20 protein-coding genes and 4 tRNA genes are annotated in these 20,107 nt (G+C 70.6%); 4 read left to right on the top strand and 20 right to left on the bottom strand.

All coding sequences use genetic code 11. The annotated features are described in order from the left end of the window. Positions 1-157: 157 nt before the first annotated feature. The 10 genes from nusG to ACFYL6_RS24190 all read right to left on the bottom strand — a co-directional run bounded on the left by nusG (position 158) and on the right by ACFYL6_RS24190 (position 7,041). Entirely contained in the window at positions 158-880 is a 723-nt protein-coding gene (nusG, locus tag ACFYL6_RS24235; RefSeq protein WP_112584800.1) for a transcription termination/antitermination protein NusG, read from the bottom strand. A gap of 38 nt (positions 881-918) precedes the next feature. After that, positions 919-1,308, bottom strand: coding sequence for a preprotein translocase subunit SecE (gene secE / locus ACFYL6_RS24230; RefSeq protein WP_030329860.1), 390 nt, complete (start codon positions 1,306-1,308; stop codon positions 919-921). Positions 1,309-1,521: 213 nt separating this feature from the next. Next, positions 1,522-1,594, bottom strand: a tRNA-Trp gene (locus tag ACFYL6_RS24225). A gap of 129 nt (positions 1,595-1,723) precedes the next feature. Further along, a complete protein-coding gene (locus ACFYL6_RS24220; protein ID WP_387174432.1) occupies positions 1,724-2,116 on the bottom strand; it encodes a MaoC family dehydratase in 393 nt (130 codons plus the stop codon). Position 2,117: 1 nt separating this feature from the next. After that, positions 2,118-2,564, bottom strand: a complete 447-nt coding sequence (locus tag ACFYL6_RS24215) for a MaoC family dehydratase N-terminal domain-containing protein (RefSeq protein WP_387174431.1) — start codon at positions 2,562-2,564, stop codon at positions 2,118-2,120. Positions 2,565-2,689: 125 nt separating this feature from the next. Beyond that, the gene (rpmG, locus tag ACFYL6_RS24210) at positions 2,690-2,857 is read right to left on the bottom strand and encodes a 50S ribosomal protein L33 (RefSeq protein ID WP_007073056.1); all 168 of its coding nucleotides are present in this window, start codon (positions 2,855-2,857) and stop codon (positions 2,690-2,692) included. Between the two features lie 134 nt (positions 2,858-2,991). Further along, a tRNA-Met gene (locus tag ACFYL6_RS24205) sits at positions 2,992-3,064 on the bottom strand. A 24-nt stretch (positions 3,065-3,088) separates the two neighbouring features. Beyond that, positions 3,089-3,161: transfer RNA gene (locus ACFYL6_RS24200), tRNA-Thr, on the bottom strand. A gap of 93 nt (positions 3,162-3,254) precedes the next feature. Next, entirely contained in the window at positions 3,255-5,804 is a 2,550-nt protein-coding gene (locus ACFYL6_RS24195) for a putative bifunctional diguanylate cyclase/phosphodiesterase (RefSeq protein WP_387174429.1), read from the bottom strand. Positions 5,805-6,957: 1,153 nt separating this feature from the next. Beyond that, positions 6,958-7,041, bottom strand: a tRNA-Tyr gene (locus ACFYL6_RS24190). 147 nt (positions 7,042-7,188) lie between these two features. Here ACFYL6_RS24190 and ACFYL6_RS24185 point away from each other — a divergent pair. Next, complete coding sequence (locus tag ACFYL6_RS24185; RefSeq protein ID WP_124774541.1) at positions 7,189-7,683, top strand: YajQ family cyclic di-GMP-binding protein; 495 nt, start codon at positions 7,189-7,191, stop codon at positions 7,681-7,683. Positions 7,684-8,257: 574 nt separating this feature from the next. Here the strand turns inward: ACFYL6_RS24185 and ACFYL6_RS24180 are convergent. The 9 genes from ACFYL6_RS24180 to ACFYL6_RS24140 form a co-directional block, all read right to left on the bottom strand. Next, positions 8,258-8,665 (bottom strand): hypothetical protein, encoded by a 408-nt coding sequence (locus ACFYL6_RS24180; RefSeq protein WP_387174427.1) that lies wholly within the window; start codon positions 8,663-8,665, stop codon positions 8,258-8,260. Positions 8,666-8,871: 206 nt separating this feature from the next. After that, a complete protein-coding gene (locus ACFYL6_RS24175; RefSeq protein WP_387174425.1) occupies positions 8,872-10,131 on the bottom strand; it encodes an MFS transporter in 1,260 nt (419 codons plus the stop codon). A 147-nt stretch (positions 10,132-10,278) separates the two neighbouring features. Further along, the gene (gene htpX, locus ACFYL6_RS24170; protein WP_387174423.1) at positions 10,279-11,154 is read right to left on the bottom strand and encodes a zinc metalloprotease HtpX; all 876 of its coding nucleotides are present in this window, start codon (positions 11,152-11,154) and stop codon (positions 10,279-10,281) included. Positions 11,155-11,269: 115 nt separating this feature from the next. Further along, positions 11,270-12,772, bottom strand: a complete 1,503-nt coding sequence (locus tag ACFYL6_RS24165) for an NADH-quinone oxidoreductase subunit N (RefSeq protein WP_387174420.1) — start codon at positions 12,770-12,772, stop codon at positions 11,270-11,272. Further along, positions 12,769-14,277, bottom strand: coding sequence for a NuoM family protein (locus ACFYL6_RS24160; RefSeq protein WP_387174418.1), 1,509 nt, complete (start codon positions 14,275-14,277; stop codon positions 12,769-12,771). Before ACFYL6_RS24160 ends, ACFYL6_RS24165 begins: the two co-directional genes overlap by 4 nt. A gap of 114 nt (positions 14,278-14,391) precedes the next feature. Beyond that, on the bottom strand, positions 14,392-16,323 hold the full coding sequence (locus ACFYL6_RS24155) for an NADH-quinone oxidoreductase subunit L (protein ID WP_387174416.1): 1,932 nt from the start codon (positions 16,321-16,323) through the stop codon (positions 14,392-14,394). Then, the gene (gene nuoK, locus ACFYL6_RS24150; protein ID WP_387174414.1) at positions 16,320-16,682 is read right to left on the bottom strand and encodes an NADH-quinone oxidoreductase subunit NuoK; all 363 of its coding nucleotides are present in this window, start codon (positions 16,680-16,682) and stop codon (positions 16,320-16,322) included. The genes ACFYL6_RS24155 and nuoK overlap by 4 nt, the downstream gene beginning before the upstream one ends. Then, positions 16,679-17,239 (bottom strand): NADH-quinone oxidoreductase subunit J, encoded by a 561-nt coding sequence (locus ACFYL6_RS24145; protein WP_387174412.1) that lies wholly within the window; start codon positions 17,237-17,239, stop codon positions 16,679-16,681. The genes nuoK and ACFYL6_RS24145 overlap by 4 nt, the downstream gene beginning before the upstream one ends. A gap of 43 nt (positions 17,240-17,282) precedes the next feature. Then, positions 17,283-17,894, bottom strand: coding sequence for a NuoI/complex I 23 kDa subunit family protein (locus ACFYL6_RS24140; RefSeq protein ID WP_387174411.1), 612 nt, complete (start codon positions 17,892-17,894; stop codon positions 17,283-17,285). A gap of 90 nt (positions 17,895-17,984) precedes the next feature. Here ACFYL6_RS24140 and ACFYL6_RS24135 point away from each other — a divergent pair, with 90 nt between their 5' ends. Together ACFYL6_RS24135 and ACFYL6_RS24130 are read left to right on the top strand one after the other, a co-directional pair. Next, the gene (locus ACFYL6_RS24135) at positions 17,985-18,434 is read left to right on the top strand and encodes a Uma2 family endonuclease (protein ID WP_387174409.1); all 450 of its coding nucleotides are present in this window, start codon (positions 17,985-17,987) and stop codon (positions 18,432-18,434) included. Continuing rightward, a complete protein-coding gene (locus ACFYL6_RS24130) occupies positions 18,431-18,559 on the top strand; it encodes a hypothetical protein (protein ID WP_256442179.1) in 129 nt (42 codons plus the stop codon). Before ACFYL6_RS24135 ends, ACFYL6_RS24130 begins: the two co-directional genes overlap by 4 nt. Here ACFYL6_RS24130 and ACFYL6_RS24125 read toward each other — a convergent pair. Further along, on the bottom strand, positions 18,540-18,968 hold the full coding sequence (locus ACFYL6_RS24125) for an ester cyclase (protein WP_387174407.1): 429 nt from the start codon (positions 18,966-18,968) through the stop codon (positions 18,540-18,542). The two genes, ACFYL6_RS24130 and ACFYL6_RS24125, sit on opposite strands and share 20 nt — an antisense overlap. Positions 18,969-19,050: 82 nt before the next feature. Between ACFYL6_RS24125 and ACFYL6_RS24120 the strand changes: the two genes are divergently transcribed. Next, positions 19,051-20,070, top strand: a complete 1,020-nt coding sequence (locus ACFYL6_RS24120) for a glutathione S-transferase family protein (RefSeq protein WP_387174405.1) — start codon at positions 19,051-19,053, stop codon at positions 20,068-20,070. The last annotated feature ends 37 nt before the right edge of the window (positions 20,071-20,107 follow it).

The following is a 20,107-nucleotide window of genomic DNA, read 5'->3' as shown; positions in this document are numbered from 1 at the left end:
GGCGGCTGGCCCCCCCCGCGGGGCCGCCACGGTCTGCGCGGGGCCCCCGGGGCGACATACCTGTGTCGCGCCGGCCCCCGCCCCCCCCCCCGCCGGGGGGGGGCGGGGGGGCCCCCCCCCCGGCGGGCGCCGGGCCGGGCCCGCCGCCGACGACCAATCAGATCTTGGCGACCTGGTTGAAGTTGAGCTCCACCGGAGTCTCACGACCGAAGATCGACACCAGCACCTTGAGCTTCTGCTGGTCGGCGTTGATCTCGCTGATCGTGGCCGGCAGCGACGCGAACGCGCCGTCGGTGACGGTGACGGAGTCGCCCACCTCGAAGTCGAGGACCTTGATCTCCGGCTTCGCCTTCTTCTGCTCGGTCTCGACAGCCGGTGCCAGCCACTTCAGCACCTCGTCGAGCGAGAGCGGAGCGGGCCGGTCGGCCCGGTCGGTCGCGCCGACGAAGCCGGTCACACCCGGGGTGTTCCGGACACAGGAGTAGGACTCGGCGGTCAGCTCCATCCGGACCAGGATGTAGCCCGGGAAGACCTTGGCCTGGATCTGCGAACGCTTACCGTTCTTGACCTCGACCTCTTCCCGGGTCGGCACCTCGACCTGGTAGATGAAGTCCTCCATGTCGAGGCTCGTGATCCGGGTCTCGAGGTTGGTCTTGACCTTGTTCTCGTAGCCGGCGTACGAGTGCACCACGTACCAGTCACCCGGCGCGTAGCGCAGCTTCTGCCTCAGCTCCGCGACGGGGTCGTAGTCCTCGTCCGGTGCGGGCTCGGTCGTTGGGAACTCCGGCTCGCTGGCGGCCTCAACCGACTCGTCACCAGCCGCCGTCGCGACCGTGGACTGCTCGTCCACCGGTCCGGCGGTCTCGTCGTACTCAGGCACGCTCGCTCACTTCCGTCACTATGGCTGGAGGCAGCCGGTCAGTCCGAGTTGCCAAAGACAAACAACACGACCTTGGCGAAGCCGAAGTCCAGCACACCCACGATCGTCAGCATCACCGCGACGAACGCCACCACCACGGCGGTGTAGGTCAGCAACTCCTTGCGGGTCGGCCAGATGACCTTACGCAGTTCGGCTACGACCTCGCGGAAGAACCGGGCGATGCGGCCGAAGACGCCTACCCGACCCGTTTCCGACCGCGTGGTCGGTCGGCTGTCCGCCGACTCCGCCCGGGCACGGGACCGCGTGGCGGTGCCTCCCCGGGAAACCGGCTCGTCCGCGCCGGAGGCGTCGTCGTCGGCTACGTCGTCGACGATCTCGTCGTCCAGACGATCGTCGCCGTCGTCGTCGCGCCGCTTGTTGTCGGCCACTTCGCCCTCCGTCGCGGAATCTCAGGTCGCACGCCGAGTGGCGTACGCGGCGCTGGTCACGCCGGCCGGACCCAACCGTCCCGCGACGGGCCGCGGCCGGTGGATCACCCGGAGGGCCCGATTGCCTCGGAGCCACCCCGCCGATGCCACCACCACGGGCCGGACGCCGCCAAGCTGGCGGCGCGACCCACGGGAACGGTCAGGCCTGAGGCGCAGGGGTGACAGGACTTGAACCTGCAGCCTGCGGTTTTGGAGACCGCTGCTCTGCCAATTGAGCTACACCCCTATGCGGCAACACTCGCCCCACGCGGCCACAGACGACCGAGCAGGGGTCACTTGCCCCACGGCGGACCAGTGTACGGGTAGCCGCCCGACTTTCCCAACCGGTCTCTCCGCCACGCGTGGCGGGCTCGGTTCAGCGTGCCGTCCGGATGGTTGCCCGCGCCTGGGACAGCACCTTCTCACCCAGGCAGGTGGCGGTCACCTCGAGTCGGGTGAGACCGTCCTCGGTCACCTCACGGACCCGCGCGGTCACCTCGATCTCGGTCCCCTGGTCGTCGTCCGGTACCACCACCGGCCGGGTGAAGCGCACGCCGTACTCGACCACCGCGTCCGGCGAGCCGGCCCACTCGGTGACCGCCCGGCCGACCAACGCCATGGTGAACATGCCGTGGGCGATCACCCCGGGGAGACCCACCTTGGTGGCGACCCGGTCGCTCCAGTGGATCGGGTTGAAGTCACCCGATGCGCCGGCGTAACGGATCAGGTCCGCCCGGGTCACCCGGAACGTCTGTGCTGGCAACTCCATCTCAGGCCTCCCCGCGAATGACATACCTGGCCCAGACGGCGACCACGGGTTCCCCGCCGACGGTGCTCACGTCGGTACGCGTGGTCAGGAAGCCGTGCCCACCCCGGGTGCTGACGTCCTCGATGGTGTTGGTGCAGACCAGCTCGTCACCGGCGAACACCGGCCGGGTGTACGCGAACCGCTGGTCGCCGTGCACCAGGCGGCTGTAGTCGACACCCAGGGCCGGGTCCTCGATGATCTGGCGGCTCGCGGCCATCGTCACGATCACCGGAAAGGTCGGCGGGGCCACCACGTCGGGGTGGCCCAGCGCCTGCGCGGCCTCCGGGTCGTGGTGGGCCGGGTCGGTGGCACCGATGGCGCTGGCGAACTCGCGGATCTTTTCTCGGCCCACCTGATAGGGGGCGGTCGGCGGATAGGTCCGGCCGACGAAGGAAGGGTCCAGAGACATGCCGCGAACCTACACGGAAAGCCCAATCGCCGACCTGATCGGGAGGCGGCGGCGGAGCCGCACCAAACCGGTCAGATCGGCGATCGGAAAGCTTCGACAGCGGCCGGCCCGAAGCCGGCCCGCGATCAGCGGGTCTCGCGGTGGACCGTGTGCCGACCGTCGCGCGGGCAGAACTTCTTCAGCTCGATGCGGTCGGGGTCGTTGCGGCGGTTCTTGCGCGTGATGTAGTTGCGCTCCTTGCACTCCACACACGCCAAAGTGATCTTCGGCCGGACATCGGTAGCCTTCGCCACGGCGGAGTGCCTTCCTCGCTAACGGAAACAACTACGACGCGCCAGCCTAGACGCTGACAGCGCGGACATGCAAAGTGGGCGCCAGAAGCGCCCATTTTCTTACGACCACCGGCAACGAGCCCGGAAGACGAGAGTAGCGGTGGCCGGACTTGAACCGGCGACACAGCGATTATGAGCCGCTTGCTCTACCATCTGAGCTACACCGCTGCGATGGGTCCAGCTGAACCCTCGAGCCCCCTTACGGAATCGAACCGTAGACCTTCTCCTTACCATGGAGACGCTCTGCCGACTGAGCTAAGGGGGCCTGCGCGATCTCCCCGTGGGGCGCGCAGGAGTAAGAGTACACGGCCCGGCTCGACAGGTGAAATCGGATCCCCGGTGATCGTCCGCACCCTGCTCAGGGCACGACACGGAGGCGCGGCAGCTCCCCGTTGGAGATCGTCTCCGGCTCGACCTGGGCGCCGAACCAGGCAGCCAACCGCTCGTACGGCAGCGGCCGGCTGAACAGGAAGCCCTGCCCGATCTCACAGCCGATGTCCTGGAGAAGCTCCAGGGTCAGCTCGCTCTCCACCCCCTCGGCCACCACAGCCAGGCCGAACTGCTGGGAGAGGGTCACCACCGCGTTGACGATCGCCAGGTCCCCGGGATCGGTCGCCATGCCCTGCACGAAGGAGCGGTCCACCTTCACCTCGTGCACCGGCAGCCGCCGCAGGTGCGCCAGGGACGAGTCGCCGGTGCCGAAGTCGTCCACCGACAGCCGTACGCCGAGATCCCGCAGCCGTTGCAGGGTGGGGATGGGTCGGTCCGTGCCGTCCAGCACCCCCGACTCGGTGATCTCCAGGGTGAGGCGCTGCGCCGGCACCTTGTACTCGGTCAGCAACTCCTGGACCCGGTCCGGGAAGTGCTGGTCGATGAGCGTACGAGCCGAGAGGTTGACCGCGATGGGCAGCGGCTGGTTGGCCAGCGCCCAGTCCCTACTGCGGCGAAGGCCCTCGCGGAGCACCACCTCGGTGAGCCGACTCAACTGGCCGGTGTGCTCGGCCACCGCCACGAAGTCCTCCGGAGCGACCGTGCCGTGCGCCGGGTGCTCCCACCGGGCCAGACACTCGACACCGACCAGGCGCCGGTCCCGCAGAGTCACCTTCGGCTGGAAGTAGACCTCCAACTCGTCCTTGTCCAGTGCCTGGCGCAGGTCGCCGGCGAGACCCAGTCGGCGCAGTGAACGGGACTCCAGCGCGGGGTTGAACAGCTGCACGCTGCCCGGCACCGACTTGGCCGCGGTGGCGGCGAGGTCGACCCGCAGCAGCAGGGTCGCCGCGTCGCTGCCGTGATCCGGGTGTACGGCCACCCCGACGGCGGTGTTCACGTCGAGGGTGAGCGCGTCGAAGACCATCTCGTCGCGGATCTGGTCACGCAGTTGAGCGGCCAACTCGAGCGCGGCCTCAGCGCTCTCCAACCGCAGCGTCACCAGGAACTCGTCCCCGCCGGCACGGCCAACCAGAGCCGACGACGGCGCGCTGGCCCGCAACCGGTTGGCGACCTCGGTGAGGACCTTGTCCCCGGCCGCGTGACCCAGGGACTCGTTGACCTGGCGTAGCCCGTCGACGTCGAAGAGCAGCAGCGCCACCACCTCGCCCGGCGCGCGGATCTTGACCGACTCGTCCAGCGCCCCGGTGATCCGCCGCCGGTTGGGCAGTCGGGTCAACGTGTCGTGGTGTGCGTCGTGCCGGAGCCGGTCGACCAGTCGCGAATTCTCCAGGGCCACTGCCGCGTGCGCGGCGACCGTCTCGAAGACGGGGATGTCGCCGGGCGTGAAATGACCGACGTCGCTGAGCCGGTTGACCACCTCGAGCGTGCCGATCACCGCCTGTCCCGAGTAGAGCGGCACCACGATGATGTCCTTCACACCGGTGGCGCGCAGCGAACCCCGCAGGCTCTCCTCGTCCCCGAGGCGAACACCCATCGCCAGGCTGCGGCGCTGACGGCGGGCCTCCTCGCGGACGACCACCGGCGTCGGCGACGTGTCCAGCAGGCCGGCGTCGTCGACCCGCGCGGTCAGCATCACCTCCGGGTGACGCCCCTGGGCGGGCAGCCACAGCGTCGCGTACTCGGCCTGCATGAGCCCTCGGATCCGACCGAGGAGGACGTCGGCCAGGTTGCCGCTCTGCCCGTTGGCGGTCATCGCCTGAGTGAGTTCGTACATGTCGCCGAGCGTCCGGTGCTGACGGAAGAACTGCTCGTACGAGCGGTAGACCTTCGCGAGCGCGGCCGCGAGCACGACGATCAGCACGGACGACCACCACGTCGTCCGCACCGCGATCAGGACGACCAGCCCGACGACGATGTTGACCCCGGAGGTCAGCAGGGGCGGCAACGCGTTGCGCAGCACACCCAGTGCCGCCTGCCAGCCGTGCATGATCGCGATGACGCCGGCCACACCGGCCAACGTCGAGATGAGGATCGTGCTGACCGCGACGAAGAGCACGGCCCAGGTCCGTGGCCCGACCTCCCCCTGAATGGGCGGGAGCGCCAGCAGCACGAGCCCGGCCAGCGATGCGGCGGCAGAGGCGTTCGCGACGTTGAAGGCCAGTTTCGCGAGGCCGAACCGGTAGCGCAGATGGGTGATCAGCGTCGAGAGCGTGTACGCCGCGACCACCATCAACGGCGGCAGGAAGAAGAACGCCAACACGAGTGGGATCTCGGTCAGCCGCGACCCGAAGGACTGGCGCCCGATGACGAAGTTGAGCATCGGTAGGCCGGCGACCACCATCACGGCCAACAGGACGGCGGCGAGCCCCCAGGATCGGAAATGGTCATGGCTGGCCAACCCGATAGCCGTCGAGAAGATCGCGGCCGCGAATGCCAACGGCCCGGTGATGAACCAGGCGTACTGGGCAGGGCGGCTAGGAGACCCTGAGCCACCCGATGCGGGCCGACGCTCGGCCATACCACTCCTTACCGGTCACTGCCACAGAACCATGCACGGCCGGCGAACGAAGCTGGCGGCAACGTCGATCACGGTGCCGATGCCGCCTGCCCGACCTAGCGGAGTGGTGCCGTCCAGACGAAATCGAAGGCTTGGAACTCCCCGTAACCAGAGGCCCCGCCAGCCATCACGGCGAGAGCCAGAACTGCGAACACCATGCCGACCCGCCGGGCCAGCCTTTGACCAGACATCGCGTGCTCCTCGTGGCAGGGGTGTCGGGAAGGCAAGATTCCACGATGGTGCCACACCCGGGGCAGCCCGCAAAGCGGTCGGACGGCTGAGCAGCGCGGGCCCGTCCAGTCGGCCCGAACGCTTCAACGACGGATGCCCAGCAAGGTCGTTGGCTCGCCCCAGGAGGCGCGCAGATGATGCATGTTCAAGTTATAGCCACAATTTGGATCTACGTCATGGATGCCGCTTCCAGTTGCAAAGCCCGCTTGGAACCCAAAGCCGGCAAGCGTGGGCGGCACCGGAACTTCTCCACCACCGGAACTCCCCCAGGACGACTGGCGCCGGTCGGCGGTTCGCAACCGGTGACCAGTTGAACACAACAATCCTCTCGGATCCATAGGATCGGAGTCTCTCGATTATCACTGCCACCGGAGGATGGTTCGAGACTCTGTAGCCTTCGCGACGGATCGGCGAGCTCCACACGGCTGCCCGCTGGTGTTCGACCGCCACCACCGGGACCTCGCGGCCCGCCATCGCAGGGCCGACTGTCGCGGCTCGGGACTACCGCAGCGGCCGGAGTGCGGCCCGCACCTCGGCGGCGAAGAGTTCCGGCTCCTCCCAGGCCGCGAAGTGGCCGTGTTCCGGAGTCACTCTTCGCAGGTCGGCCAGGTGACGGCACCCTGGTGGCGCGACGCACGCGCCTACGCTGAGCGCACGGTTCGCCCGACGACGCTCCGAAGAAGTCCGTCCCATGCCATCCATCCTCGGCACCGCCCTGCTCGCGGCGGGGCCGCCGGCGAGCCGGATCGACTTGATCTCGGTGACGTAAGGAAGCTCAGCCAGCTGGATTGCGCGAGGCAGAGCAGGCTGAGCGGGACTCGGCTAGATCAACGACAACGGCCCCTGATCAGCATCTCTGCTGGTCAGGGGCCGTGTCTGCACCTGGTGGCGGGTAGAGGATTCGAACCTCTGAAGCTTTCGCGACGGATTTACAGTCCGCTCCCATTGGCCGCTCGGGCAACCCGCCAGGGCACCCCACCGCGTCGCAACGCGGCGGCGGAAGCAAGAATAGCGGCTCCCCCCGGTGCCGACGCAACCGGGTACGGTCAGGGGGTCGTGCCGCTGGTGGGCGGCCGACGGCAGGCCCAGACCGCCGGACAGCAGGAGCAGAAACATGGCAGCGAACCCGTCGTTCGACATCGTGAGCAAGGTTGACCGTCAGGAGGTCGACAACGCCCTTCGGCAGGCGGAGAAGGAGCTCGCGACGCGGTTCGACTTCCGCGGCACCGGCGCTGAGATCTCCTGGTCCGGCGAGGAGGCGATCGGCCTTCAGGCGGAGACCGAGGAGCGCGTCCGCGCCGCACTGGACGTATTCAAGGAGAAGCTTGTCAAGCGGAACATCTCGCTGAAGTCGCTGGATGCTGGGGAGCCGCGCCCGTCGGGCAAGATCTTCAAGATCGACTGCAAGGTGATCCAGGGCATCGAGACGGACAAGGCCAAAGCCATCAGCAAGAAGATCCGCGACGAGGGCCCCAAGGGCGTGCAGGCGCAGATCCAGGGTGACCAGCTGCGCGTGACCGGCAAGAAGCGCGACGACCTGCAGGCCGTCATCTCGCTGCTGAAGGGCGAGGACTTCGGCGTCGCTCTCCAGTTCAACAACTACAGGTAAGGCCCGATCATTTCCGCCGGTGCCGTCGTAGGTCACTTGTTGTGACCTCGGTAAACGTCGTCGCCAACGGCCGTCCCTGGGCGCTGGTGTTCAGCGCCCGACGGCCTGGCGCGTTTGGGGCCCTTAACAAAGCCGGTTAGGCAGAACGGTCGGACGCTGGCGGGTCGGGCAGTGGTCTGCTCGGCTCGCCCGGGTCGCCGGCTGGTCGAACCACTTCGCCGGCAGCGGGCTGTCGGGTCTCGGGACCTGCGTGACAGATCGCAGGACGTGGATGACGTGTTCGGCTAGACGATCCGCAGCGCCGACGAAATTGCCAGCAGGTCAGCGGGTGGGTGGCCGGCCGGCCCCTCAGGATTGCGGCGACTGTACCGGCCATCACAGACCAGAGCACCATCGCCTTGCTGACGCCAGTGCGGCCACCCCTGTGGCTCCTGCAGCAACCATTCACTCAACTCGCCTGCCCGAGGCCCGGCACCGCACCCCGTCAATGCAACCGTCGCCATCGCCATCGCCTCTGAGGGCAGGTCCGCATCGCCCAACGCGGGCAGCAACAGCAGCAACCGAGCGTGTGGCTTCACCACGCCGTGCGGCGCGTCCGACCAGTTCGCGACGGCGACAGCTCGGGCCAGCTCAGCCCCGGACGGAACTCGTGCCCCCCAACGTTCGCCAGGTCCAGCTTGGAATTCCCACCGGACCGGCACAGGACGAACTCCGTACCCATGTCCCCGGTCAGGTTCCGGTAGACCACGTCGATCTCGTGCCGGTCGGGAAGCCCGAGCCGAAACACCGGCCACCCGTCCGGATCCGTCAGGCGACGGAAGTAACTAAGACAATCATCCTCGCTGACCTCAAAGGCGGCGGTGACCATTGAGGGGTCGTGGGACGCCATGGTGTCAATCAGGTAGGTCGGCCAGAACAGCGAGTCACTCAGGAACTGACCGCCGTCGACCAGCGGGTCGTTCTCGTACCCATTAATAAGCACGTTCGCATACTGCCGTCCCGGCGAAGATGAAGCGATCCCCGGACGCAGTGCGCCCGGCTGAGATCGACTCGGGTTCCTGGAAGTCGGGGCATCCGGGCGACTGGAACACCGCGACTTTCAGGAAGCCGAGTCGATCAAGGAGAACCCGACCGAGGCGCGGGCCGACCGAGACGCCGCGCGAGGTGCGGGGCGACCGGGCCACGTGGTCAGACGGTGACGGGCTCTTCGGTGCGTACCGCCGTGGTTTCCGCACGGGCGATGGGCCCGGCGGGTAGTGCGGCGACCGCGGCCCCGACGGCGACCGCCGCCCCGGCGAACAGGAACGCCCAGCGGACGCCGCCGGCGTGGTCCACGATCACGCCGGCCACCGAGCCGCCGGCGGCGCTCGCCGCGACCGCGACGGTGACCACCCAGGTGTACGCCTCGTTCAGCATGCCGGTCGGGGCGATCCGGCCGACCAGGGTGTTCTCCAGGGTCAGCGCGGGCGCGATGGTAGCTCCGCCGGCGACCAGCGCGACGCCCAACGCCAGCGGGGTGGGCATCACCGCGAACACGGCGAAGGTGGCGGCCAGCGCGGCGAGCAGTAGGGCGAACTGCCGGGTCATGTTTGGTGCCGGCTTGCGGACGCCGAACCAGAGCCCACCGATGGCGCTGCCGATCCCCCAGACCGCGAGCAGCACGCCGGCGAGGCTCTCCGGGTCGTCGGTGGTGTGGTCGCTCGCGAAGGCCGGCACGATCACTCCGGCGGCCCCGAAAGCGATGCCCAGGCCGGCCACGCAGATCAGCAGGGCCGGGAAGCCGGGGACCCGCAGCGGGCCGAGCCCGCGGGCGTGGTGCTCCCGGGGGTGTGGACGCCAGCCGCGCATGACCCGGCCGAGGGCCACGGCGGTCGTGCCGGCCAGGGTGACCACGGCGGCACCGATCAGCGCGGCCGCCGCGTCGGCGACGAGGACGAAGCCGGCGACGAGCAGCGGGCCGAGGACGAAGACGATTTCGAACAGGGTGGTCTCGGCGGCCAGCGCGGTGTTGCGGAGGTGGTGTCGGCCGGAGTTGGGGCTGGTCAGGTCGTTCCAGGCGCCGCGGATGGCGGCGGTGAGCGGCGGATAGGTGGCGCCGGCCACGCCTGAGGCGAGGTAGATGACGGGGAGAGCGTCGTCGCCGGAGCGGCTGGCCAGCAGCAACCCGACGAGCGCCAGCGGGTGGGCCACGGCGGTGAGCAGCAGGACGGGGCTGGGGCCGACCCGGTCGGCGATCCGTCCGGCCACCGGGCTGAGCGCGGCGCCGGCGAGGGCGTAGATGCCGCCCGCGATGGCGGCCAGCGAGTAGCGCCCGGTGACGTGCTCGACGACCAGGAGCAGCGCCAGCGGGGTCATGCCGATGCCGAGCCGCCCGATGATGCCGGTGATCAGCAGCATGGGCGCGCCGGGGATCCGCCAGACACCCAGGTACTGACGCAGCGCGGTCACCGTGAACCTCCCGAGGGTGTAATGAGCGTGAGCCGTTACGACCCTAACGCCGCCGACGGACAGGAAGACAGCGGAATAGTTCCTCGACACAGCGATCCGCCCGTACCCGGCGCTGCCGGATACGGGCGGATGCGGCCGATCAGTGGATCAACGCTGGAACTGCACCGGCCCCGAGTTGCGGGCCATCTGCTCCAGCCGGGCGACGCGGTCCTCCATCTTGGGGTGGGTGGAGAAGAGCGCGGCCATGCCGCCGCCCCGGAACGGGTTGGCGATCATGAGGTGGGCGGTGCTGGTGAGCTGGCCCTGGGCCGGCAACGGCCGACGTGAGGCCACCGCGTCGATCTTGCGGAGCGCGCTGGCCAGGGCCAGCGGGTCGCGGCTCAGCTCGGCGCCCGAGGCGTCCGCCTGGAACTCGCGGCTCCGGCTGATCGCCAACTGGATCACCGTGGCCGCGATCGGGCCCAGGATCAGGGTGAGCAGCAGCACAGCCGGGTTGGGTCGGTCCTCGTCGTCCCCGCCGCCCAGCGGGATGAAGAAGGCGAGGTTCGCCAGCAGGGTGATGATGCTGGCCAGGCCGGCCGCCACGCTGGAGATCAGGATGTCCCGGTTGTAGACGTGGGACAGCTCGTGCCCGATGACGCCACGCAGCTCGCGGTAGTCGAGGATCTCGGTGATGCCCTGGGTCACGCAGACGGCCGCGTGCTGCGGGTTGCGCCCGGTGGCGAACGCGTTGGGCTGCGCGGTGGGACTGACGTAGAGCCGCGGCATCGGCTGCCGGGCGTCGGTCGCCAACTCCCGGACCATCCGGTACAGCTCGGGGAACTGTGCCTCGGTGACCGGTTGCGCCCCCATCGAGCGCAGGGCGAGCTTGTCGGAGTAGAAGTAGGAAACGCCGTTCATGACCAGAGACACGAGGACGGCGATGACCAGGCCGCCGCTGCCGCCGAACCAGTAGCCCACCGCCAGGATCAGGGCACTGAGCAGGCCGAGCAGCGCTGCGGTCTTCAGACGGTTGTGGTGCACGATGTCTCCTTCGGTGCACGGATCGCCGGGATCCGCTGACCGGTGTAACAACCCGGTACCCGCCAACCATCCGTCTCAACGCTGAGAGTTGACTGAGTCCAGGGCCCAGGTGGGGTCAGCGGCCGGCCAGGTCGAGCACCAGCTGCGGGGCGACGCCGAGCACCACGGCGGCCACCGTCGCCACCGCCAGCACCACGGCCACCACACCCACCAGAGGTACGCCCGACGCTCCGCCACCGGCGAGCGCCGCGGCCGGGCCGGGCGTCGTCGTCGGCGGTGCCCAGAGCCCGGCGGTCACCCGCAGGTAGTAGGCGAGGCCGATCACTGCGTTCAGCGCCACCACCAGCGCCAGCCAGGCCGCGCCGCCGTCGAGCAGCGACCGCACCACTGTCACCTTCGCGAACAGGCCGGCCAGCCCCGGCGGCAGACCAGCCAGACCCACCAGCGCGAGACCGAGCGCCGCGGCCCGCCACGGGTGCCGCCGGGCCGCCCCGCGTAGGTCGTCCAGCGTGCCGCCGTCCGCGCCCGCCGGCCGCAGCGCGGTCACTCCGGCGAAGGCGGCCAGTTCCAACACCACGAAGAAGACGGCGTACGCCACGGCGGCCGCGTACGCGGCGGACCGGGCCTCGTCCGTGCGCCCGGCGGCCAGCGCCAGCGCTCCCAACGGGGCGAGGATGTACCCGGCCTGCGCGACGGACGACCAGGCGAGCAGCCGGACGGTCCGCCGCTGACGCAGGGCGACCAGATTGCCGACGGTCATGGTGAGCACGGCGAGCAGGGCGAGCACCGGACCGGTCTGGTCCGCCGGCAGCGCCCGCTGCACCACGGCGAGCAGGGCGACCAGACCGCCCAGCTTCGACGTGGTGGACAGGTACGCGGCCACCGGCAGCGGCGCGCCGTCGTAGGTGGCCGGCGCCCACGCGTGGAACGGCACCGCCGCCACCTTGAACGCCAACCCGACCAGCAGCACCGCCACCGCGGCGGTGGTCAACGGCAGGTCCCGCAACTCCGGCTGCTCGGCGAGCAACGTACCGAGCCGGTCCAGGTGCAGCCCACCGGTCACCGCGTACAGCAGCGCCGCGCCGAGCAGGGTCAGCGTGGTCGCCACCACGCTGACCACGAAGAAGGTCAACGCCGCCTCGGCACTCGCGAGGCTCCCCCGGCGCAGGCCGACCAGCACGTACAGCGGCAGGGTCAGCGTCTCCAGGGCGACGATCAGCGTGATCAGGTCGCCGGCCGCGCCGAGCACCACGCCGCCGGTCATCGAGCAGGCCAGCAGGAAGGCGTACTCCCCGACCGGTGACCGCCCGGCCCGCAGCGCGGGCACCGACAGCCCGAGCACGCCCAGGGTGAGCAGCGCGACCACCACGCCGACCAGGGCCGCCCGACCACCGAAGATCCAGGAGCAGTCGGCGCCCACGCAGAACGTCCGCCGCTCCGCACCCGCCCCGACCAGCGCGGAGCCGACGGCGGTGCCGACCGCGCCGAGCGCGGCCACCGCGATGGTGGCCCGTGGCCGGGCCACGAGCAGATCGGTGATCAGCACGAGTACGGCCGTGCCGGCGGCTAGGTAGGCCGGCAGCAGCGCGACGCTGTCCACGCTCTGCACGACGTTCATGGTTTGACCACTCCGATCAGGGCGTCGACGGGGGCCTCGGCGACGCCGAGGACCAGCGTCGGTGCCAGCCCGATGGCCAACGCGAGCAGCACCAGCGGCACCCAGGCGGTCAGCTCCGCACCGGCCAGGCCGGGGCCGACCTGGCCGACGGCGGGGCTCGGGCGGTTGTGGGTGACCTGGCGCAACAACCGCAGGAAGTACGCGGCGGTGAGCGCCCCACCGACCGCCGCCAGCACCCCGAGGGTGGTCCAGAGCGGGCCGCCCACCTGCACGGCGGCGATCACCGCGAACGCCTCACCCCAGAAGCCGGCCAGCCCGGGCAGGCCCAGCGACGCGATCGCCGCGAACGCCAGCAGACCCGCCAACCGGGGCGCGGTCTCCCGCAGCCCGGACAGCTCGGCGAGGGTGCCCGTGCCGGTACGGTCCTTCACCGCCCCGGCCAGGAAGAACAGCAGGCCGGTGATCACGCCGTGCGCGACGTTGCCGATCAACGCCGCCTGGATGCCGGTGGCGGTCAGCGTGGCGACGCCCAGCAGCACGAAGCCCATGTGCCCCACGCTGGAGTACGCGATCAGCCGCTTCACCTCCGACTGGGCCAGGCAGACCAGCGAACCGATCAGGATCGCGGCGACGGCCAGCACGCCGAGCACCGGCGCCGCCCAGCGCGCGCCCTCCGGCGCCACCCCCACCGCCACCCGGATGAGGCCGTACGTGCCCATCTTGAGCAGCACACCGGCCAACACCACACTGCCCACCGTGGGTGCCTGGGTGTGCGCGTCGGGCAGCCAGGAGTGCAACGGCCACAGCGGGCTCTTCACCGCGAACGCCAACGCGAGCAGGGTGAACGCGGCCAACTGGGTGCCCCGGGACATCCCCGCGCCACCGGTGAGCGTCACCAGGTCGGCGGTGCCGGCGGCGGCGACCACGACGTACACACCGACCAGCAACAGCACCGACCCGAACAGCGTGTAGAGGGCGAACTTCCGGGCCGCCCGACGCCGGTCCGCACCACCCCACCCGGCGATGATCGCGTACATCGGCAGCAGGACGACCTCGAAGAAGAGAAAGAACAGCACCAGGTCCAGGGCGAGGAAGGTGCCCAGGATGCCCACCTCGACCACCAACAGCAGCGCGACAAGCGCCCGGCCGCTGCCGCCGTCCGGGACCCGCCACATCGTGTACGCGCAGCAGAGCAACGTGAGCAGCGCGGTCAACACCACCAGCGGCCAGGAGATGCCGTCGACGCCGAGGTGGAAGCGCAACTCCAGACCGGGCACCCAGGGCAGGTCCAGTTGGTGCCACGGGCGCACCGCCGGCGCGCCGGCCGACCAGGCGACCCAGCCCTGACCGCCGAACACCAGCGGCACCGCGGCCAACAGGGTCAACGCCGCCGCGACCGTGCCGACCACCCGGGCCGCCCGGTCCCGGGGCGTCGCCGCCACCGCGACCGCACCCAGCGCCGGCAGCGCCAGGACAGCGACCAGCAACCCCTGCCCGAACGTCACTGGACTGCCTCTGTTCGCGACTGCGGGGCTCGCAAACCCGGCTCACTCCTCGCGCTCACTGGACTACCTCTGTTCGCGACTGCGGGGCTCGCAAACCCGGCTCACTCCTCGCGCTCACTGGTTGACTCCAATTAGGGCGGCGGCCAGGCCGATCAGCAGCGCACCGGCCAGGACGCCGGCGGCGGCTCGGGGCAGCGCCGCGCGGTGCAGCGCGGCCAGCCCTGCGCCCAGACCGGACGCGGCTCGCCCGCTGCCCTCGACCGCGCCGTCCACCACCACCTCGTCGCCGGCGCGCGCGGCGCGGGCCAGCGCGCCGACGGGGCGTACCACGACTGTGTGCTGGACGTCGTCGAGCCGGAACGCGCGGGCGAAGACCGGCCGCAGCGGACCCAGCGCGGCCGCCGGGTCGGCGGCCCTGTCGCGCCACCAGCCCAGCGTCACCAGGCCGGCACCGAGCAGCAGGAACGCGAGCGGCAACAGCACCCCCGGCCCCAGGTGGACCAGGCCGTCCTCGGAGCCCGCCACCGGGACGGTGGGGAACCGCAGGCGGTCGGCGAACGCCCCGACGAACCCGGCCAGACCGAGCAGCGCGGCCGGCACGGCCAGCAGCACCACCGGCCAGCGCAGCACCGCCGGCGGGTCGTGCGGCCGGAGCAGGGGCAGGCGTGGAGCGCCGAAGAAGGTGCGCAGCAGCAGCCGACCGGCGTACCAGGCGGTGACCGCCACGCCGACCAGTCCGGCGACCCAGACGATCCAGCCCACCCAGGACGGGGCCGGGCCGGTGCCCTCCAGCGCGGCCGACTCGGCGACCGTGAGTACGCCGTCCTTGCTCCAGAAACCAGCAAGCGGCGGCACGCCGGCCAGCGCACCCAGACCCACCACCGTGCACCAGAAGGTCACCGGCATGCTGCGCCGCAGCCCGCCCATCTCCGACATCAGGGTGGTGCCGACGGCGTGGATCACCGCGCCGGCGGCGAGGAACAGCAGCGCCTTGAAGGCGGCATGGGTGAGCAGGTGGAACAATGCGGCCGAGGGTGAGCCGACCGCCAGCGCGCCGGTCATGTAGCCCAACTGGGACACCGTCGACCAGGCCAGCACGCGCTTGATGTCGTCCTGGGCGGTGGCGGCGAGCGCGCCGAGCAACAGCGTGATCGCGCCGAGCACCCCCAGCACGGTCAGCGTCACCGGCGCGGCCGTGAACAGCGGGTAGAGCCGGGCCACGGCGTACACCCCGGCGGCGACCATCGTCGCGGCGTGGATCAGCGCGGAGATCGGGGTCGGGCCGGCCATCGCGTCCGGCAGCCAGGTGTGCAGCGGGAACTGCGCGCTCTTGCCGGCCACACCGGCGAGCAGCAGCAGGCCGGCGGCGGTCAACGTCGCGCCGGAGTGGTCGTGGGCCAGCACGTCGGCGATCCGGAAGCTGCCCGTCGACACGCCCAGCAGCGCGATGCCGAGCAGGAACCCGACGTCACCGACCCGGGTCACCAGGAAGGCCTTCATGGCGGCGGCGGGGGCGCCGGCCAGTCGGCGGTCGTGGGCGATCAGGAGGTACGAGCAGAGGCCCATCACCTCCCAGCCGACCAACAGCATGATCAGGTCGCCGGCGACCACCACCAGCAGCATGGCACCGGTGAAGAGGCTGATCTGGGCGGCGTAGGGCGGGTAGCGGTGGTCCACGTCGACGTCGTCGTGGGGGCCGCGCCGCAGGTAGCCGATCGAGTAGACCTGCACGGCCAGGGCGACCGCGGTGACCGCCACCGCGACCAGCGCGGCGGCGCCGTCCAGCCGTACGCCGAGGGTCACCGCCAGCCCGCCGATGTCGACCCAGGTGGCTGACGTCTCCGTCGGCCCGTCGACCGTGAACAGCAGCGCGACGGCCAACGCCAACGCGCCGGCCGCGCCGGTGACGCCGAGCGTCACGGCTGTCGTCCGGGCCCGGTCGCCGCCGGTCGCGCTGTCACGCCGAGGAGCCGGTGGCAGCAGCAGGCCGAGCAGCCCGGCGACCAGCGGTACGGCGGGCAGCAGCGCCCCGAGCAGCCCGGTCACCGGCCCGCCTCCGCGTCCAGGACAGCCGGCTCGCGCCCGTCGACGTGATCCGACGGCTCGGTCAGCGGCACGTCATCCACGGCGACTGTCGCCCGCAGCCGGTAGAGCTGGAGGACGATCGCCAGCCCCACCCCGATCTCGGCGGCGGCGAGCACGATGACGAAGAGGGCGAAGACCTGCCCCGAGTGCGGGAGCACGGCGCGGGCGGTGGTGTCAGCGGTGACCAGGATCAGGTTGACCGCGTTGAGCATCAACTCCACCGACATCAGCACCAGCACCGCGTTGCGGCGGCGCAGGACGCCGTACACGCCGAGGCCGAACAGCAGCGCGGCGGTGACGTACGGGATGACCGGCCTCACCGGCGCCCCCCGGAGTCGCTGTCGACCAGGTCGGCCGCCGTGCCGTCGCGTTGCGGGGCGGCTCGGCCGATGTCCGGCCGGGACAGCACGATCGCACCCACCAGGGCGGAGAGCAGCAGCACCGAGAGCACCTCGAACGGCAGCACCCAGGACTGGAAGATCTGCTCGCCCAGCCGCTCGGCGGTGCCCGCGGCGGGTAGTGCGACGGTGCTCCATCGGTACGCGTCGACAAGCAGGGCGGTCAGCCCCAGCCCGGCGCCACCACCGATCAGCGCGGCCGGCCAGCCGGGCCGGTCCAGGTCGTCGGAGGCGCCGATCGGAGCCCGGGTCAGCATCACCGCGAACAGCAGCAGGACCACCACCGCACCCACGTAGATCAGCACCTGCACCCAGGCCACCAACTCGGCGCTGAGCACCAGGAAGTCACCGGCCAACGCGCCCAGGCACACCACCAGGTAGAGCCCGGCCCGGACCAGGTGTTTCGTGGTCACCACCAGCACGCCGGCACCGACCGCCACCGCGCCGAGGGCGAGCAGCAGCACATCCGCCCCGGTCACCGGGCCGCCCTTCCGGCTCGGGCGCTCACGACGGCTCGGGCGCTCACGACGCGGGACCCGGGTCGGCGTCGGGCTCGGGGCGTACCGCTGGCGGAGCGGGACGTGCGGCGGCGGCCTTGCGCGCGGCGGCGGTCTCCTCCTTGGCCGGCTCGCCGTTCGGGTCGTGCGCGGGCGGCGGCGGAACGGTGGCCATCCACTGACCGAGGTGGTCCTTGTCGTGCAGCAGGTCCTTGATGTCGTACTCGGCGTACTCGAACTCCGGTGACCAGTAGAGCGCGTCGAACGGGCACACCTCGATGCAGATGCCGCAGTACATGCAGAGCGAGAAGTCGATGTCGAACTTGTCGAGCACGTTGCGCTGGCGGGGGCGGGCGGCGCCGGGCACCGCCACCTCCTCCTTGTGCGAGTCGATGTAGATGCACCAGTCCGGACACTCGCGGGCGCAGAGCATGCAGACCGTGCAGTTCTCCTCGGACAGGGCGATCACGCCACGCGAGCGGGGCGGCAGGTCGGGGGCCGTGTCCGGGTACTGCTGGGTGGTCGAACGGCTGGTCATCGTCTTGAGGGTGACCGCCAGCCCTTTGACCAGGCCCGCGCCGGGAAGGCCACGGTCGCTGGCGTCACCGCGCTCGCTGGGGTCGCTCATGTCGACCATCCTGCCCTGTGGCCACGGCGCGCGCGACCACCACCCACAGGTCGACGACCCTAGGGTGTACCCGGGAAGCACGAACCGCCCGGAGGATCGATGACGACCGAACTGGAAACGTTTTGCACTCCGGAGGGCGGCTGGACTGCCGGGGATCTCGACAGACTCCCCGACGACAATCGCCGCCGCGAGCTGCTCGACGGCATTTTGCTCATGCCGCCGCCTCCTCGAACCTCGCACCAGCAGGTCACGGCACGTCTCATGGCAGCGCTCGATGAAATGTCATCCGACGGGTACGTCGCTGTCCACGGTGTGGAGGTGCGGGTGAGCAACAGCCGAACGTTCGTGCCCGACGGTGTGGTCCTCCGGGTCACCGGCGACGACGACGGGCACCGGCACTGGTTTGCCCCGAGCGAGGTCGTGATCGCCGTCGAGGTCGTCGGCAAGGGCACCGAGACGATCGACCGGGTGTTGAAGCCGGCGTGTACGCCCAGGCCGGCATCCCCTTCTACTGGCGGATCGAGACCGAAGGCGCGCTGGAGGTCGTGACCTACCGGATCGACGCGGTGAACGAGGTCTACACCGAGACCGGGCGGTGGACGAAGTTCGTCGACACCGGCGAGCCCTTTCCGATCAATCTGCCGATCAGCCGGATCACGCCCCGGGTCCGCTGACGACGGCCGGTGGGAGCATCTCGACGCCGAGTTGTTGCAGCAACTGGAACAGCTCGTTGCAGCTCCACACCTCGACGATCCGGCCCGCCGGGTCGAAGCGCAGGAACGTCGCCCCCGAGTAGCTGACCACCTGACCGGTCGGCGGCACCGGCCCGAACTGCCCGACGTGGGTGCCGGCGGCCCGCCAGTGCACGGCCACCCGCTCGCCGGCCGCGACCACGTCGACGATCTTGTAGCGCAGGTCCGGGAAGGCCGCCCGGCGCTCGCGGTGCCAGGCCAGCGTCGCCTCCGGCCCGGTGCCGCCCAGCCCCGGGCACTCCTCGGCGACCAGCTCGTACGCCGACTCCTCCTGGCGGGCATTCCACACATCCGCGATGAACCGTCGGGCCGCCGCCTCCACATCCGTCATGCCGGCAGGGTATCCGGGACCACGGTGCGCCGTAGATCCGCGAGGATTGGGTAGAGACACTGACCAGACCGGGAGGAGCGACGTGGGCGAGGAACAAGGCGGCAAGTACGTCGAGCCGGGCGGCGAGTTCACCCGCGACCAGCGGTACATCGCCACTCGGATCACCGAGGACGGGCGCGACGGCTATCCGGTCGAGCCGGGCCGGTACCGGCTCGCGGTCAGCCGGGCCTGCCCCTGGGCCAACCGGCTGATCATCGTACGACGGTTGCTCGGTCTGGAGGACGCCATCTCGATGGCGGTCGCCGGCCCGACCCACGACGCCCGGAGCTGGACCTTCGACCTCGACCCGGACGGCCGGGACCCGGTGCTCGGCATCGAGCGCATCCAGGAGGCGTACTTCAAGCGCTTCCCCGGGTACGAGCGCGGCATCACCGTGCCGGCGATCGTGGACGTGCCGACCGGGCAGGTGGTGACCAACGACTACGCGCAGATGAGCCTGGACCTGTCCACGCAGTGGAGGGCGTACCACCGCGAGGGTGCCCCGCAGCTCTACCCCGAGCACCTGCGGGAGCAGATCGACGAGGTCAACGCCGTGGTGTTCCGGGACGTCAACAACGGCGTCTACCGGTGCGGCTTCGCGGGCAGCCAGGAGGCGTACGACAAGGCGTACCACCAACTCTTCGACCGGCTGGACTGGCTCACCGAGCGGTTGACCGACCAGCGCTACCTGGTCGGCGACACCATCACCGAGGCCGACGTGCGGCTGTTCACCACGCTGGTCCGCTTCGACCCGGTCTACCACGGCCACTTCAAGTGCAACCAGCAGAAGCTGAGCGAGATGCCGGTGCTGTGGGCGTATGCCCGCGACCTCTTCCAGACCCCCGGTTTCGGCGACACCATCGACTTCGACCACATCAAGCGGCACTACTACGAGGTGCACCGCGACATCAACCCGACCGGGATCGTCCCGCTCGGCCCCGACCTGTCCAACTGGCTCACCCCGCACGGCCGGGAAACGCTGGGCGGCCGCCCCTTCGGCGACGGCACCCCGCCCCCACCCCCAGCCGAGCCCGTCGACCCCGCACACACCCCGCTGCGCTAACCCCCCAGCACGCGCCGATCTTGCACTTTCTGTCGCC

Source organism: Micromonospora sp. NPDC007208 (assembly GCF_042869175.1).
Classification (GTDB): Bacteria; Actinomycetota; Actinomycetes; order Mycobacteriales; family Micromonosporaceae; genus Micromonospora; species Micromonospora foliorum.
This window is presented reverse-complemented; position numbering and strand designations above follow the sequence as displayed.

Coding starts and splice junctions, on each gene's coding strand:
- ACFYL6_RS24220 (WP_387174432.1), bottom strand. CDS start 2,116: ATGGAGTTGCCAGCACAGACGTTCCGGGTGACCCGGGCGGACCTGATC.
- ACFYL6_RS24135 (WP_387174409.1), top strand. CDS start 17,985: ATGACGACCGAACTGGAAACGTTTTGCACTCCGGAGGGCGGCTGGACT.
- ACFYL6_RS24185 (WP_124774541.1), top strand. CDS start 7,189: ATGGCAGCGAACCCGTCGTTCGACATCGTGAGCAAGGTTGACCGTCAG.
- ACFYL6_RS24215 (WP_387174431.1), bottom strand. CDS start 2,564: ATGTCTCTGGACCCTTCCTTCGTCGGCCGGACCTATCCGCCGACCGCC.
- ACFYL6_RS24125 (WP_387174407.1), bottom strand. CDS start 18,968: ATGACGGATGTGGAGGCGGCGGCCCGACGGTTCATCGCGGATGTGTGG.
- ACFYL6_RS24195 (WP_387174429.1), bottom strand. CDS start 5,804: ATGGCCGAGCGTCGGCCCGCATCGGGTGGCTCAGGGTCTCCTAGCCGC.
- ACFYL6_RS24165 (WP_387174420.1), bottom strand. CDS start 12,772: ATGAACGTCGTGCAGAGCGTGGACAGCGTCGCGCTGCTGCCGGCCTAC.
- ACFYL6_RS24140 (WP_387174411.1), bottom strand. CDS start 17,894: ATGGTCGACATGAGCGACCCCAGCGAGCGCGGTGACGCCAGCGACCGT.